We start from the raw sequence: 14,301 nt of genomic DNA, 5'->3' as shown, positions 1-14,301 counted from the left end.
CTGAGTTTCGAGGCTAATCAGGATCCCCTTTGTAAAAATGAGACAAGAGAATGTGTTGGCGATATGAAGTTCTCGTTAACCGAGACGGGGTTTCTTTGAAAACCAAAGGTTTTAGATTCGGAACACCGTTACCTGAGCGTTTCGTGGGTCGTTTGGGGCGCGTGCGACAAGCGCGGCAGGCAGCGTTGTAGGCTGGCCGTCGGAACCGGCTCGTTCCCCGGCGGGGTTGCCGTATTTCGCGCGCCGCGGGCGCGATGCGCTGGGTGCCGGATCGTGGCGTGGCTTAAACCGTTTGGCCGCCGGAGCGGCGCGGATAGTGCAACCGCCGTGGTGGCCGCACGCGAGGCCTGATGCCCCGACTCAACCGTCTGCGGTAATCCGCTCGATCAGTTCCTCGCGCACTTGTTCGGCCTTGGCGTTGTCGACCTGACAGGTGCCGGCCGCTGCATGGCCGCCGCCACCGTATTCGAGCATCAGCTCGCCGACATCGGTGCTCGACGACTTGTCGAAAATGCTCTTGCCCACCGCAAATACGGTGTTCTGCTGACGAAAGCCCCACATCACGTGCATGGAGATGTTGGTTTCGGGGAACAGCGCATAGACGATGAAGCGATTGCCGGCCCAGATGCTGTCTTCGTCGCGCAGGTCGAGAACCACGAGATTGGCGTACACGCTCGCACAGCGTTTGACCTGTTCCTCGAACTTCGCTTGCTGTTCGAAGTAGAGGTCGGTCCGTTCCTTGACGTCGGGTAGAGCCAGCACTTCGTCGACCGAGTGGTGCAGGCAGTAGTCGATGAGTTCCATCATCAGCTGGTAGTTACTGATACGGAATTCGCGAAAACGACCGAGGCCGGTGCGCGCATCCATAATGAAGTTCATCAGGTCCCAACCCCGCGGATCGAGCACCTGATCCTTGCTGAAGTTGGCCGAGTCGCCGCGGTCGACGGCTTCCATCATGTCTTCGGAAATACGCGGAAAACGTTCCTTGCCGCCGTAGTAGTCGTAGACCACGCGTGCAGCCGACGGGGCCTTCGGGTCGATGACGTGATTGTCGCGTTTGCCCACGCGCAGTGTTTCCGAGGAGTGATGATCGAACGCCAGGTGCACGCCTTCGACATAGGGCAGGTTGGTGGTGATATCGCGATCGCTGATATCGATCTTGCCGTCCTGCATGTCCTTCGGATGGACGAACTTGATGTCGTCGATCAATTGCAGTTCTTTCAGCAACATGGCGCATACCAGGCCATCGAAGTCGCTACGGGTGACGAGACGGTAGGGGGTATCGGCGGTCGTGGTCATATTCCGGGTTCCAACGAGTCAAGGCGGTCGAACGGCAAATGTGGGCGTTGCGCCGCGGGCATCTGCCCAGACGGCCGGCAACGAGCGGCTTCAACAGCAGTCAACGGCAGAACGAGCGATCACTTGAGCTTTATTTACAGCGCGGCGGTCGTCGACTCGGCGTAGCCGGGGCCTCTGTCACGCAACGAAAGGGGCCGTGCCCGGCCTGGTTTTCCTTACGGCGCAATACCGCCTACCGGCCGGCCAAACGGGGTCCAGCGGCTCATCCGATGCACCAATTCGCCGTAGATCCGGTCTTGGACGTTGTCCGCCCGCGTCGTTCGGTATCTGACGTGGTGCGCCTCAGTCGTCCAGCACGCCGACACGAAAACGACGCTTCTTGATCCCCGCCTGGCGCAGGCGATCGCGCGCCGGTACGGCTTTCGCACGCGCAACTGCAACATAGCTGCGTACGGTAGTGATTTCGATCTTGCCGACGTCGTCGCCAGTCAATCCGCCTTCGCCGGTGAGCGCACCGAGAATATCGCCCGGCCGCAGTTTGTCGCGCCGGCCGCCCTGAACGACCAGCGTCGCCATCGGCGGCTGTGCACGGGCCGAGGCCTGCGTTTCCGGCCAGCGCGACCAGTTCAGCCGAAAGCCGCCAGCGGCGGCGATACGCTCGGCGCGATCACGTTCGCGCGGCGTGCAGAACGATACCGCGCGTCCGGCTTCGCCGGCCCGGCCGGTACGACCGATACGATGGGTATGGGTATCGATATCGCGTGCCAGGTCAACGCTGACCACGAGCGGCAACGATGCGATATCCAGGCCGCGGGCCGCGACATCTGTGGCGACAAGCACGGCACAGCTCTGGTTGGCAAAGCGCAGCAGTACTTCGTCGCGCTCGCGTTGCTCGCGATCGCCGTGCAACGCGAGCGCGGCTACACCGCGTTTGTTTAGATGGGCGCAGACACGATCGACATCGTCGCGACGATTGCAGAACACCAGCGCCTGGGTGAAGGCTTTGTGTCGTTGCTGCGTATCGGCCAGTACCTGCTCCAGCGCGACGAGTTTGTCGGCATCGTCGACCTGATGAAATATCTGGGTAATACGTAGCGGCTGGCGATCGGCGCTGGCGGTAATTTGTTTCGGGTTACGCTGTAGTCGGGTCGATACTTCGCGGATTGCGTCCGGCCAGGTCGCGGAGAACAGCAGCGTCTGGCGCTCGTCTGGCAAACAGCCCACGATCGCTTCGATATCGTCGATGAAGCCCATGTCGAGCATGCGATCGGCTTCGTCGAGCACCAGCGTTTGCAGGGCATGCGTATGCAGACTTTCGCGCCGCAGATGCGCCAGTACACGTCCCGGCGTGCCCACAACGATATGCGGCGGCTGGGCGAGTGAATTCACCTGTGCCCGCATCGGCGTGCCGCCGCATAGCGTCATCAGCTTTACGTTGGCGATCGTGGCGGCAAACTGGCGCAGTGCTTGGCCGACCTGATCGGCCAGTTCGCGGGTGGGGCAGAGTACTAGCGCCTGGGTTTCGGCGCGTTCGACGGCCAGCTTGTTGAGCAAGCCGAAACCGAAGGCGGCAGTCTTGCCGCTACCGGTCTCAGCCTGACCCAGGACATCGTCGCCGGTCAGTATGGCAGGCAGGGTCTGTGCCTGAACCGGAGTCATGCGCTCGAAGCCGCGTGCGGTCGCGCTTTCGATAATTTCGCGCCGTAGCGCCAGGGTCGAGAAGTCGTTCATGCGACATGATCGCACGGCACTCGCCTGGCGGCGCGCTTGGCGTGCCAACGAATGATCGCTTCCAATGGCCCGCCCGATTCTGGCCGGTGCTCAGGCAAATGCCTTATCGAGATCGAGATAGCCGCCGCTTTGTTCGCGAATCGTGCGTCCCTGCTCGACGATTTCTTGCGAGACGTCCTGAAAATGCGGGCGCCGCGCGATGTTGTCTAGCCAGCGTGCGATGTTCGGAAAGCGTGTGAATCGATACCCCACGGCGACGATCTGATACAGCTCGCACGCGATAGTGAGATCGGCGAGAGTGGGATGCGCGCTACCGCATAGTGTCGGCTCGCTCGTGGCGTGCTTTTCTAGATGCTGTTCGAGTGTGGCCAGCCCGCCGCGCAAGCCGTCCTGCAAAGGCTTGAGTGCCGTTTCCTGTAGCTCGTATTTGAGCATGGGCAGTGTCAGGTGCAGATTCATGATGTCGTGGAACATGTCGTAGGCACGCACATTGTTGTGGTGCCACGCCATCCATAAATTGACCTGCGCGCTTGATAGCGCATCCTCCGCCGGATACCAGCGCGCTGCGTGATCGCGATCGGGTGCGACACGGCAGAGGTAGCGCATGATCGCGTGGCTTTCGCCGATACCGGCCTCGGTTTTATCGTCGGTGGCTGATTCGGCTGATACGACGAGGGCCGGGATGGTCTGCAAGGCGTTGATGTCTTTCGCAAACCACGGCTCGCGTGTTTCGCCGTTGGCGAAATCCACTTCGTGCCAGGTATAGGACATATCCAGCTCGCGCAACAGGATCTCGACGGCGCGACTGGGTTGCGACAGACGATGGGCGTAAAGGTGCAGGGTCATAGCGAATCACCTGGGTGGTAAATAGTCACCTGGCCGCAACGGCACTATTTGCAGCGGCAGGCGGGTCAGAACTCGGCACGCAAACAAACCGACCCGGAAGCGTCCGGCGAGACGACCTACGATTGTCCGGTTTCGATCACGATGCGGATGAATCGCGATCCCCTCGGCGAGGCCAGCGGACTGCCCGATACGCGCTTCGAAGGGCAGTTGCCACTGGTACGCCGTGGCAACCGCTGGGCCTTGACCCACGATTCGATCGCCCGAGAAATGATCGTTTCGCACGTGATGAACGCAAGCGGCATGGGCCAGTTGTTCAACTAGCGCGGCCCGAACCGCTCCCGAGGTAGGGAGTGCGGTGTGTCTCGACAGGCGCGCAAGGCCGTACCGCGGTCAGGACGCGTTCTGGCCCAGCGCCTCGACCACCGCATTGGCGTTGTCGAAATGGTCGCCTTCGAACGAACGCAGCTGCTCGAGCAGATCGTCGGGCGCGCCGTTACTGGCTGCAACGCCGGCAAGTTCGCCGCCGGTCGCAGGGAAGTCCGCACCTTCGAGATAGGCGGCGAGATTGATGGGATCGTTGCTCATGGGAACTCCTTCGAAAAAAATCGACAGCGTCAGCCAAACAGACTTCGCCGGCCTGGTCAGTCCGTAGTTCTGCGCAGTCATTGCACGGCCCGCACGTATAAACCGCTACAAGGTGCATGTTCAAGCACAATAGACCCGAAATAGGAAGGTTGCAGTCGTTGTCGTGTGGCGATTGCACATAGGAGCAGGGCCCACGTGATGCGATCCGGTTTGTTCGATGCGCGACATATGCGCACGCCCGCTACGCCGCTCTGCGTGGCCGTCGTGCTGGCTATTCTTTGTGCACAAGCGCTCGCGCTGCTGGCCATGGGGCATCCACTGATCTGCGAATGCGGCTATGTGGCGCTATGGCACGGGGCCGCATCCGGACCGCAAACGTCGCAGCATCTGACCGATTGGTACAGCTTCACCCACGTCGAGCACGGGCTGTTGTTCTATGCGCTGATCACGCTGCTGCTCGCAGGCGCGCCGTTTCGTACGGTGGTACTCATCGCGTTCGGGGTCGAAGCGGTGTGGGAACTGGTTGAAAACACGCCGTTGATCATGGATCGCTATCGTCAAACCGCGCTTGCTGCCGGTTATTTCGGCGACAGCGTTGTGAATTCGATAGGCGATACGCTCTCTATGGCGCTTGGATTAGCGATTGCGCGGATCGCGCCGGTACGCGTTTCACTGGTGCTGGTGGTGGCCATGGAATGCCTGCTGCTTTTCGCGATTCGCGACAATCTCACGCTCAATATCATTCAGCTCATCTACCCGCTTGAGGCGATCAACCAGTGGCAGGCCGGCGGCTAGGCTGAATATCGTGAACCGGGCCATGCACAGCCCAGAATTCGGTCGGTATGGCTGCAGCCGTTTCGGCGCTCATGCCGTATGGATATGAGTATCGTCTGTGTTGGGCGCGTCGTTGCGAAATTAGAATGACGCACGGCGCGCGCATGCGATGATGCATTGTCATTCGTCGCATCAACCGCTCGAGTCCACTGCCATGCCGGATTTGAACCCGCGCTTTCCCCATACGTCACGAACCATCGCCCGTGCATTAATCGCCATAGCCTGTATCTACGCACTCGCTGCATGCGGCGCGGGCGACGACGACGAGAAAACGACCGCGGCAGCCGATGCTGAAGCGCCGGGCGCCGCGGCCAGCGATAATACGCGCTGCCCAAGTGGCGATGCGCTGATTGCGCGCGTGCAGGCGCTGCAGAATGGCGGCAGCGACGAAGCCGTCACGCGCTGGTTGAATGATATTCGCGTCGGCGCCGACGCAGCCGATCCGCAATCGCAAGCCGAGCGTTCAGGTTGTGCCAGTTTCGAGACATTGGACGACGAACAGACCGACCGTTATGTGGCGCTGCTCTATGACGGCCCGGCGCGCATGGCCTCGGCACTGGCGCTGCATCAGACCCCGGCGGCCCAGAAAGCGATTCTACGAACCTATCGTGACGACCCGGATGCTGTGAGCGACAACCCCGGTCTTGCGGCAGCGGTGGCCATGGCCCAAATCCAGCAGGGTAAGAGCTACGAAGCGGCTTACCGCGATCTGGCGTTTGCGGCACTCAACGACGGCATCGCTCCTGGCTATGTCCGTGGTTATCTCGCGCATTTCGGCTGTGGCTACGAAGAGGCCGTATGGGCGGCAAAAACGAAAGACCGTATCGATTTTCTTGCCGGGGATGCGTTTCCGACCAGCACGAGCCCGGCCGACACCGGCCAGTCCCGGTTGATCGATGACCGAATGGCCCTGCTCAAGCAAAACGAGGTGCCCCAGCTACGCGCCGATTGCCCGCTCAGCGCTCAGTATGCGGCCGATCATAACGGCGATACGCTCACGCGCCTGAAACTCAAGGCCCAGCAGCTCAGCGACGCCTTGCGCGGTAAGTTCGGCGAATACTCCGACATGTTTGCGCGTGAAAACGATAGCGATACGAAAGCGCCGGAGAGTGGCCGTTCGACGCTCGATAGATTCGAACAGGAGATGGCAAAGCAGTACGCGGCACTCGAAGACTTCGCACGCCAGAGTGGCGAGTTGGCGAGTGCACGCTGGCAGTTCTGTGCAAACCGTTTCGATCGTGGTTTCGATTTCGACGCCATCGCCGATTGTGTGAAAGCACAGCCTGCCGAGTCGGAAAGCGGGAACGAAGAAAAACCGTAGCGCGGTATCAAGCGTTGCTGAGGCCGGGCGAAGCCATACGGAGCCCGGCGATCCGTCGTGCAGGTCAACAGACTCGGCAATTCAACTGATTGAAGCGTCGTCGTGAACCGCCAATAGTGGGGCTATCCATTTACGCTGTCGGCCGATAGCAGCCCCGATAGCGCCACAAGGAGCGGCCTCATGTCGTTCATGAAACGATCGTTCGGGTTCAGTGCCAAGAGTATCGTGCCGCGCGATGATTTCCCGCGCGCTCAATTGGTCGACCTCGATCGCTATATGCGCGACTGGTATGTCATCGCGCATAAACCCCCTTCGATCACGCGCACGGCCCACAATTCGGTCGAACGCTATCGGCGTGGCGGCGATCGTCGGATCGACGTCACTTTCACGTTCCGGAAAGACGGTTTCGGTGGCAAGCTCAAGACATTGCGTCCGACCGGCTTTGTCGTACCCGAAACCGGCAACGCGGTATGGGCGATGCAGTTCATCTGGCCGATCAAGATGCAGTTCGTCATCGCTTACGTATCCGACGACTACCGCCATACCATTGTTGCGCGCGAACGTCTTGATTTCGTCTGGATCATGTCCAGCGAACCGAGCATCGAAAGCAACGACTACAATCGTCTCGTCGAGCGAGTCGCCCGGATCGGTTATAACCCCGCGCACCTGCGCGTCGTGCCTCAGCAGAAGACAGGGCGCAGCTAAGAGTGTTCTATTGCGCTGCGGCGCCGCACGACAGCTGGCGCCATGGGGCAGCGAACAGGGGCGCCAATAAGCTGCGAACGCTGCTCGGCCGGCGTATTGCAGCCCCTGACCCGGTCTAGAGTCTTGGCTTGGGGCAAGGAGAGCTCACCCAGGCTGCACGGGATTTTTGCCGGGAGAATTCGATCTACTGGCTCGACGCGAGCCCATTGCCGGCGTTTGTCGATCCGCAGGCGATGCCGCCCCAGCACGAGATCGCTGCCGATCGCGCTTCGTTGTGCCCGTTGTGCGGCGCGCAGATGACGCTGCGAACTGCCAAGAAGACACAGCGGCCGTTCTGGCGTTGTACGCGGTTTCCGGCCTGTCGTGGTAAACGCTTTGCCGAAGCCGAGGCAAGTTAGCGCCATCGCCGCTACCGAACTGGTGCGCGCGATTGGTGTTTCCAGGTACCGGACAGTGCGTCGCAGGGCCTGCGTTCCATTCTGCGCCATGTACGCCGATGCTACCTTGGCGTGGTCCGATTGATACGCGGCGGCGAGCCGTTTGATTGCAGGAACTGGCCATGGAAAACGTGCTTATCGATGTCGAAACGCTGGCAGCCTGGATGGCTGAGGGGCGTGATGTTGTCGTGCTCGATGCACGAGCACGCCTCGACGATGCCGACGCCGGCCGTGCGCTTTGGCAACACGGTCATGTGCCGGGTGCGTTACATGCCGATATGGACCGGGAACTGTCGGCACCGCCGACTCGAGAGGGGGGTCGGCACCCGCTGCCGGACACGGCTACATTCACCGCGCAGCTGCGTCGCTGGGGCGTCACGCCGGAGGTGCCGGTGGTGATCTACGACGATCAGGGCGGCGCGCTGGCGGGCGCCCGCGCATGGTGGATGTTGGTCTGGGCCGGGCACCCGTCGGTCCACGTGCTCGACGGTGGCTGGCCGGCCTGGCGCGATAGCGATCAAATGGTCGCAACTGATATGCCACGACCGACACCGAGCGCGTGGACGCCGCGTTTCAACGACGATCTCATCGCGACCGCGGAAGACGTCGAGCGCGGCGACGCGGTATTACTCGATGCGCGCGCCGGCGAGCGTTTTCGCGGCGAGCATGAGCCGATCGATCCCGCCGCCGGGCATATTCCCGGTGCACGCAACGTGCCGGCTGCCTCGATGTTGGATACCGGCTCGCATTTTCTCTCGCCCGATGCGCTGTCGCAGGCGTTGCCCGCCGGCGACAACACGATCAGTTATTGCGGTTCCGGTATCAGTGCCTGTCAGCTGATTCTGGCGAGTGCGGTGGCGGGCCGCCCGTTGCCGCGGTTGTACCCGGGCTCCTGGAGTGCCTGGAGCAGCGACCCCGCGCGCCCTGTGGCTACCGGTGCGGCTTGATATACACACTTTTGCGGGCGTAGCGATTCAAGGGGCGCATGCAATAGGCCATGCTCAGCGTCGAGCGCGCTAATCCGGCCCTGCCGGGCGCGTCCAAGGCTACGTCACGAAACCGCCATCAGCGTTGGCTAGGCTTGTGCCTTTGACGCGTTCATTGCGGGGGAGCGATGCGGCGGATATCGGGACTCATCGGGGTGCTGGCGCTATGCGCGGCACTTGTCGGATGTCATGAAGATTCAGCGGTTTCGCTTGTCTCCAACGGGGATAGCGAAACGCCCGAAGGCGAAGGCACGCCGGGCACGGGCGGCAGCAACGGCGACGATTCGCAAGGCGATGAGGCATCGCTGGTCTGTGATCCGTACGAAGGCTCCGCGGTTGCCGATCTCAAACCATGGCGCGGCGCGGTGCACGAGCATACGAGCTATTCGGATGGGGCTATCGATGCCACGCCGCACGATGCGTTCAAGGCCGGCGCCGAACACGGCCTGGACTTCATGATGGTCAGCGACCACTCGGATACGCTCAATCGCCTGCTGTATTTCTCGATCGGCAGCGAATGCTTTGAATCGTTATCCGGCGTGCTGCAGTGTTTTGTGCCTGCGCCGGATGGATTCAGCAAATGGCAGATTACCGGCGAGATGGCGGCCGCCGATACCCGCGAAGATTTCATTGCGGTGCGCGGTTTCGAATGGACGTCCGATCGGTTCGGCCATATCAACGTGTTCTTCTCTTCGAACTTTACCAACGCCAAGTTCGATGGCGGTTACCTGCTGACCATGGATCCGTTCTGGCGTTGGCTGGTACGTGCGCCTGGGTCGGAGGAAATACCGGGAACAACGCCTTTGGGCGGCGGGGCAGATGGACTGGGCATATTCAATCACCCTGGCGACAAATGCTTGGGCGATAGCGATTCGGCCTGCAATTGGAACGACTTCGCCTATGAAGCCTTTGTCGACGATCAGATGGTCGGTATGGAGCTCTATAACGATGACAGCGGCGACGATCGCTATGCGCGCTACTATGGCGCCGCGCTCGATGCCGGTTGGCATGTGGGTGCCGTCGGCGGCGAAGATGTCCACGACAGAAGTTGGGGCGAGCCGACGTACGGCAAGACCGTCATCTTGGCTCCATCGCTCGACAGAGCCGACTTGAAGAGCGCAATGCAAGCGCGTCGCATGTATGCGCTGGCAAGCAGCGACGATACAGGCGATCTGCGTATCCTCATGCGCGCCGAAGGACATCCCATGGGGTCGCGGCTACGGTGTATGGCCGATATGACAGTGCCGCTGACGGTAGAAGTCGTGCCGGCCAACGGTCTGCCTTTCAACGGCACGTTGGAACTCTACAGCGGTCCAGTCGCCCGTGCGGCCAGTAACGACACCGGTCTTGGCAGGCCCGTGGCGACGGCCACCGGGAATCAGCTCAGCCATGCATTGCCCGTATTGGTTGATAGCGAGCACTGGTATTTCGTGCGTGTGGCCAACGCCGACGGCGAATCGCTAGCCTACACAAGCCCGGTCTGGGTTCAGGCGCGTCCGCAGTAGAGAATCTTCGAAAAGGCGATACCGGCCGGGTCATGGTCGTGTTCCCGTCGCGGCCGGCACCATGGCTAAAAGATAGCCGGCGAGCACCCGGTGGGTGACGAGCGGGAACTCGCCATCGCCGCAGTGGGCCTGGCTGAACGCGTTCGACAGCATCGGCCGTACAAGCGTCATCCGTGCGTAGCCCGCCACTGGCATACAACAGCCAGCGCCGATTTGATCTGCGTTGTGCGAGCGGGGCCCGCAACCGACTACGTTGGAATGCGGATTGATCCCGCGCCGATATCGCGCCAGGGTCGGTCTCGCGAACGGCGTCTGCCCGGCGCCGCTCATGTGATCAACGAAAAATGGAGTATGTATGCCGGAGTTGGGGCTGGCCACGATCGACACCTCGGTTCAGCAAACCAATCGCTGGTTGGGCGCGATCATGGCGGATATGGACACCCACGATAAGCAGTTTGCTTTCCAGGCCCTGCGTTCGGTTCTGACCACGCTACGCGATCGGCTGCCGATGGATCTGGCAGCGAATCTGGGCGCGCAACTGCCGCTTCTCGTACGCGGTGTTTACTACGATGGTTACGTGCCCGCAGAAACACCGACCAAGTATCGCCGAGCGACGGACTGGAATGCTGCCGTGGTGTCGGCAGGTGACAATCTCGAGGGCGAAGATGTCGAACGCGCCTCGCGCGCGGTTTTCGGGCTGCTCAAATGGGAGCTGGACGACGGTATCGTTGCCAAGGTTTCCGAGGCCCTGCCCGAGGACGTACGTGCGGTGATCGCGCAGTAATCGCCGATCCTGGAAGGAATACTGAAACCTACGGGGCGATCCGGGCGCCGATTGCCGTCAACTGCTGTCCTTCGCCCCGTGTGGTACCGCATTCGATTGTCAACATGAATGTACGAAACGCTATTTCACTGTGGCAAAGTAGCGCACACGAATAACAACGACCGGCAGGGACCGATGCCCGTTCAAGCCACACCGCATGTGCTTTACGGTGCGCCGCATTCGCTCTATACGGGCAAGGCTCGCTGCTATCTGCGTAACCAGGGCATCGCCTATATCGAGCGTCCGACGTCGCATCCGGATTTCGTTTCGCGTATCGCGCCGGCGCTGGGCCGGGCGATTATTCCGGTGCTCGAAACGCCCGAGGGCGAGATCGTCCAGGATACGATCGACATCATCGATCATTTCGAGCGTAAGGGCTCGACCCGCCCGGTCTATCCGGGCACGCCGTTACAGTGTGTGGTCGCTGTGATCATCGAATACTTTGGCGGTCAGGCGATGCTTAAGCACGCCATGCATTATCGCTGGTCATATCTGGCCGAGCAGCAGGATTTTCTCCGGCATGCGTTTGTCAGCGGGTCAGGTAATGCGGTCGCTGACAAGGTGATGGCGCGGATGCAGTCGTATCTGCCCATGCTCGGGGTGACGAACGATACCGTCCCGTTGATCGAGCGCGCTTTCGAAACCGTGCTCGATACGCTCGATGCGCATTTCGCGGTCATGCCGTATCTGTTCGGGGCGCGTCCGTCGATCGCCGATTATGGTTTGATCGCGCCGCTGTTTGCTCATCTCGGGCGCGATCCGGTCCCCGCTGCAATTATGAAAATACGTGCGCCGCGCGTGTATCGCTGGGTAGAGCGCATGAATGCGCCGGGTCTGGATACGGTCGAATATCCGGCCAGCGAACCGGCATTTGTCGCCGGCGATGCGATCCCGGCATCGCTGGAACCGTTTCTTTCCTGTATCGCCGAGGACATTTTTCCCGAGCTCGACGACAAGCTCGCCTTCTTTGATCAATGGATCACCGAACAGGCCCCGGGCGACGGCGCGCCGGTCACCGATAAACCGCATCGTCGCCGGCTTGGCGTGGTACAGACTCATTATCGCGGCGTACCGATCGAAGTCGGTGCCGAGCCGTATCTGCTCTATGTGCTTCAGCGGGCGGCGGATACGATGGCCATCCTCAATGAAGAGGCCGCCCAACGTGTATGGGCAGAGCTCAAGCGTCTGGGGCTGGAGCGCGCGGTACCCGCCGGGCGTGACTATCGGGTGGCGAGGGAAAACAATATCGAGGTCTGGCGCTTCGATTAGGCGGGTGGTCTGGTTCGGCCGTTTGACATGAGTCGGGCCGTGTCTAATACAAGCGAGACGTCAACGGCGGCCAATGGGCCCACTAGAAGCGATCAAGGCGCACGCCCCGACTGCGGCGAGAACAACACCTTGGCGTTACGAGCGGGGCAGCGTGCATAGGTCATAGGCGGTCAGCGCCTCGTCTCTATCGCCGGTATCGAATTCGTCGCAAAGCGGAGCGGCTTCTTGGCGTGCTTCGGCGCCACGGTCTTGCAGCGCCAAGCTCAGCGCGATGAAAATACGCGCTTCGGATTCGAACGCGTCGAGAAAATCGTCGCTGTGTGCTTCGTAGGCGGCTAGAGCGTCTCGAAACGCCTGTTCGGCCTCGGGGTAGCGCGCTTTCAGAAGCAGGGTACGCCCCAGAGTGTAATGGCCGCGTGGGTCGTCCGGGAACTCATGGGCCAGATCGGCTGCGTCTGCCGCCGACAGATCCGACCACTGCCCCGGTATGCGAGCGTCGGGAATATATTCGACCACCTCGGCGTAGCGTGGATAGTGCGCGGCGACCGCGGTCAGCGACCAGGCGGCCAGCAAGATGCCTATACCGGCGATGATAGCCGCCAACGGCTGGGCGGGTGGCGTCGCCGCATGGCGCCGCCACGATATGCGCAGCAGTACGCCGATAACGGTACCTACGAGCGCGCCGCCGAAGTGGGCGGCATAATCGGTAGCGCCGCCGATATCGTGACTGGTTGCGCTCGGAATAAGCGACGGGATCAGCATGAACATCAGCCGCATCTGAATCTGCAGCCGTTCTGCGTTGTCCACCAGCCGAAGACTGCAGATCAAACCGGCGGCAAGCAATGCCATGATCGCCCCGGATGCGCCAACAGCGACCATGCCCGCGGCGCCGAAGCTTAACGATAGCGCCGCCCCGGCCGCCGCACCAAGCACGAAGGTGGCGGCAAACCACGCCGAGCCCATCAGCCGTTCAGCAGAAAAACCGGCCAGCAACAGCGCGACCAGATTGAATAGCAGATGGGCTATGCCGCCATGCAGCAGGGCCGCTGTCGCCATGCGATACCATTCACCGTCCTGAAAGACGGAAACGGGGTTCAGGCCGCCCAGTGCGAACAGGGTCTGGGTATCGAACGAGAACCAGCCGGCACCGGGCGGTACGGCGAAGGCGATTTCGACGCCATACATCGCCACCAGTGTGGCTGCGATCACGAACGTAAGCCATGGCCAGCCGGTTTTGACCTGTAGCAATCGTCGGCCGTTATCATCCGCGCTCACCGGCGTGCGGGGTGCGGTGAGCAGATGCTTGAGCCAACCGCCCTGGCTCCAACGCGCGGCGATGGGTGCGTTGGTCCAGACTGTGGCGTTTGTGGTATCGAGTGCCCATGCGGTGATGAAGCTTTTCGATAACGGCGAGCGCCGTTTGTATGCGGCCAGACGTTTGTGTGCCAGTGCGTCCAGCGCTCGTGCACGCACTTCGATAACCTGCACGCTGACCGGCATTTTCGAAAAGCCGATCCGCCCCGCGTACCGGCGACAGCCGTCAGCAAGCTCGCGTAGCCGTTCGGCGGATAGGCCGAATGCCCGCTGCGTATCCGTTTCGCAATTGACGATGCACACGGCGCTGAGCTGCATGCCGTCATGCTTGAGCAACAGGTAGTCACAGGCATCACGTGCCGGTTCGAGTTCGGACACGCTCAAGTGCGGGGAAAAGCCTTTGCGGGCGATGAACTGTGCAGCGAGATAAGCGGCAAAGGCCGGATCGCAGGTAGACGAGTTCGGCTCGTGGGCGTGCAGGGCGTGGTCCGAATAAGTGGTCATGAGTCCAGGCGAGAGCGTGCGATGCTGGCGTCGGGCCATGCGTTTGGCGGTGGCGGCCACAAGATATCGGTGGGGCCGTCATCTCATCGTGCGGGAATGCGTAACGTGGCGGGCGTCGAAATGTCAGCTATCGGCACGCATA

Annotated in this window: 14 protein-coding genes; 9 read left to right on the top strand and 5 right to left on the bottom strand. The window is 61.4% G+C overall.

Annotation, left to right across the window (positions count from 1 at the left end):
• Positions 1-360: 360 nt before the first annotated feature.
• The 3 genes from SSPSH_RS13950 to SSPSH_RS13940 form a co-directional block, all read right to left on the bottom strand.
• A complete protein-coding gene (locus tag SSPSH_RS13950; protein ID WP_006912456.1) occupies positions 361-1,299 on the bottom strand; it encodes a hypothetical protein in 939 nt (312 codons plus the stop codon).
• Positions 1,300-1,641: 342 nt separating this feature from the next.
• The gene (gene dbpA, locus SSPSH_RS13945) at positions 1,642-3,030 is read right to left on the bottom strand and encodes an ATP-dependent RNA helicase DbpA (RefSeq protein ID WP_006912455.1); all 1,389 of its coding nucleotides are present in this window, start codon (positions 3,028-3,030) and stop codon (positions 1,642-1,644) included.
• 90 nt (positions 3,031-3,120) lie between these two features.
• Positions 3,121-3,876, bottom strand: a complete 756-nt coding sequence (locus tag SSPSH_RS13940; protein ID WP_006912454.1) for a glutathione S-transferase family protein — start codon at positions 3,874-3,876, stop codon at positions 3,121-3,123.
• Positions 3,877-4,023: 147 nt separating this feature from the next.
• Between SSPSH_RS13940 and SSPSH_RS18870 the strand changes: the two genes are divergently transcribed.
• Positions 4,024-4,197, top strand: coding sequence for a hypothetical protein (locus SSPSH_RS18870; protein WP_153802874.1), 174 nt, complete (start codon positions 4,024-4,026; stop codon positions 4,195-4,197).
• Between the two features lie 69 nt (positions 4,198-4,266).
• Here SSPSH_RS18870 and SSPSH_RS13930 read toward each other — a convergent pair whose 3' ends face one another.
• Complete coding sequence (locus SSPSH_RS13930) at positions 4,267-4,461, bottom strand: DUF2795 domain-containing protein (protein ID WP_006912452.1); 195 nt, start codon at positions 4,459-4,461, stop codon at positions 4,267-4,269.
• Positions 4,462-4,659: 198 nt separating this feature from the next.
• On the opposite strand from SSPSH_RS13930, the gene SSPSH_RS13925 reads away from it, so the two are divergent.
• From SSPSH_RS13925 to SSPSH_RS13885, 8 genes are all read left to right on the top strand, one after another.
• Positions 4,660-5,256: a DUF2585 family protein gene (locus tag SSPSH_RS13925; RefSeq protein ID WP_006912451.1), complete on the top strand. Its 597-nt coding sequence runs from the start codon at positions 4,660-4,662 to the stop codon at positions 5,254-5,256.
• A gap of 193 nt (positions 5,257-5,449) precedes the next feature.
• Entirely contained in the window at positions 5,450-6,616 is a 1,167-nt protein-coding gene (locus SSPSH_RS13920) for a hypothetical protein (RefSeq protein WP_021031810.1), read from the top strand.
• A gap of 180 nt (positions 6,617-6,796) precedes the next feature.
• Entirely contained in the window at positions 6,797-7,321 is a 525-nt protein-coding gene (locus tag SSPSH_RS13915) for a lipocalin family protein (protein WP_006912449.1), read from the top strand.
• A gap of 128 nt (positions 7,322-7,449) precedes the next feature.
• Positions 7,450-7,719, top strand: coding sequence for a topoisomerase DNA-binding C4 zinc finger domain-containing protein (locus tag SSPSH_RS19265; protein ID WP_202962181.1), 270 nt, complete (start codon positions 7,450-7,452; stop codon positions 7,717-7,719).
• 161 nt (positions 7,720-7,880) lie between these two features.
• Positions 7,881-8,705, top strand: a complete 825-nt coding sequence (locus tag SSPSH_RS13905; RefSeq protein WP_006912446.1) for a sulfurtransferase — start codon at positions 7,881-7,883, stop codon at positions 8,703-8,705.
• 167 nt (positions 8,706-8,872) lie between these two features.
• Positions 8,873-10,249, top strand: a complete 1,377-nt coding sequence (locus SSPSH_RS13900) for a CehA/McbA family metallohydrolase domain-containing protein (protein ID WP_006912445.1) — start codon at positions 8,873-8,875, stop codon at positions 10,247-10,249.
• A 355-nt stretch (positions 10,250-10,604) separates the two neighbouring features.
• Positions 10,605-11,033 (top strand): DUF2267 domain-containing protein, encoded by a 429-nt coding sequence (locus SSPSH_RS13890; protein ID WP_006912443.1) that lies wholly within the window; start codon positions 10,605-10,607, stop codon positions 11,031-11,033.
• A 174-nt stretch (positions 11,034-11,207) separates the two neighbouring features.
• The gene (locus SSPSH_RS13885) at positions 11,208-12,341 is read left to right on the top strand and encodes a glutathione S-transferase family protein (RefSeq protein ID WP_006912442.1); all 1,134 of its coding nucleotides are present in this window, start codon (positions 11,208-11,210) and stop codon (positions 12,339-12,341) included.
• 135 nt (positions 12,342-12,476) lie between these two features.
• Here the strand turns inward: SSPSH_RS13885 and SSPSH_RS18070 are convergent, their stop codons facing one another.
• A complete protein-coding gene (locus SSPSH_RS18070; RefSeq protein ID WP_161627841.1) occupies positions 12,477-14,198 on the bottom strand; it encodes a rhomboid family intramembrane serine protease in 1,722 nt (573 codons plus the stop codon).
• Positions 14,199-14,301: the final 103 nt, after the last annotated feature.

This window comes from Salinisphaera shabanensis E1L3A (assembly GCF_000215955.2).
Lineage (GTDB): Bacteria > Pseudomonadota > Gammaproteobacteria > Nevskiales > Salinisphaeraceae > Salinisphaera > Salinisphaera shabanensis.
Note: the sequence above shows the minus strand (reverse complement) of the source record. Positions and strands in the feature narration are given on the sequence as shown.

Bases quoted from the DNA above. Each gene is read 5' to 3' on its own strand.
- SSPSH_RS13950 (WP_006912456.1), bottom strand. From the start codon at position 1,299: ATGACCACGACCGCCGATACCCCCTACCGTCTCGTCACCCGTAGCGAC.
- dbpA (WP_006912455.1), bottom strand. From the start codon at position 3,030: ATGAACGACTTCTCGACCCTGGCGCTACGGCGCGAAATTATCGAAAGC.
- SSPSH_RS13940 (WP_006912454.1), bottom strand. From the start codon at position 3,876: ATGACCCTGCACCTTTACGCCCATCGTCTGTCGCAACCCAGTCGCGCC.
- SSPSH_RS18870 (WP_153802874.1), top strand. From the start codon at position 4,024: ATGAATCGCGATCCCCTCGGCGAGGCCAGCGGACTGCCCGATACGCGC.
- SSPSH_RS13930 (WP_006912452.1), bottom strand. From the start codon at position 4,461: ATGAGCAACGATCCCATCAATCTCGCCGCCTATCTCGAAGGTGCGGAC.
- SSPSH_RS13925 (WP_006912451.1), top strand. From the start codon at position 4,660: ATGCGATCCGGTTTGTTCGATGCGCGACATATGCGCACGCCCGCTACG.
- SSPSH_RS13920 (WP_021031810.1), top strand. From the start codon at position 5,450: ATGCCGGATTTGAACCCGCGCTTTCCCCATACGTCACGAACCATCGCC.
- SSPSH_RS13915 (WP_006912449.1), top strand. From the start codon at position 6,797: ATGTCGTTCATGAAACGATCGTTCGGGTTCAGTGCCAAGAGTATCGTG.
- SSPSH_RS13905 (WP_006912446.1), top strand. From the start codon at position 7,881: ATGGAAAACGTGCTTATCGATGTCGAAACGCTGGCAGCCTGGATGGCT.
- SSPSH_RS13900 (WP_006912445.1), top strand. From the start codon at position 8,873: ATGCGGCGGATATCGGGACTCATCGGGGTGCTGGCGCTATGCGCGGCA.
- SSPSH_RS13890 (WP_006912443.1), top strand. From the start codon at position 10,605: ATGCCGGAGTTGGGGCTGGCCACGATCGACACCTCGGTTCAGCAAACC.
- SSPSH_RS13885 (WP_006912442.1), top strand. From the start codon at position 11,208: ATGCCCGTTCAAGCCACACCGCATGTGCTTTACGGTGCGCCGCATTCG.
- SSPSH_RS18070 (WP_161627841.1), bottom strand. From the start codon at position 14,198: ATGGCCCGACGCCAGCATCGCACGCTCTCGCCTGGACTCATGACCACT.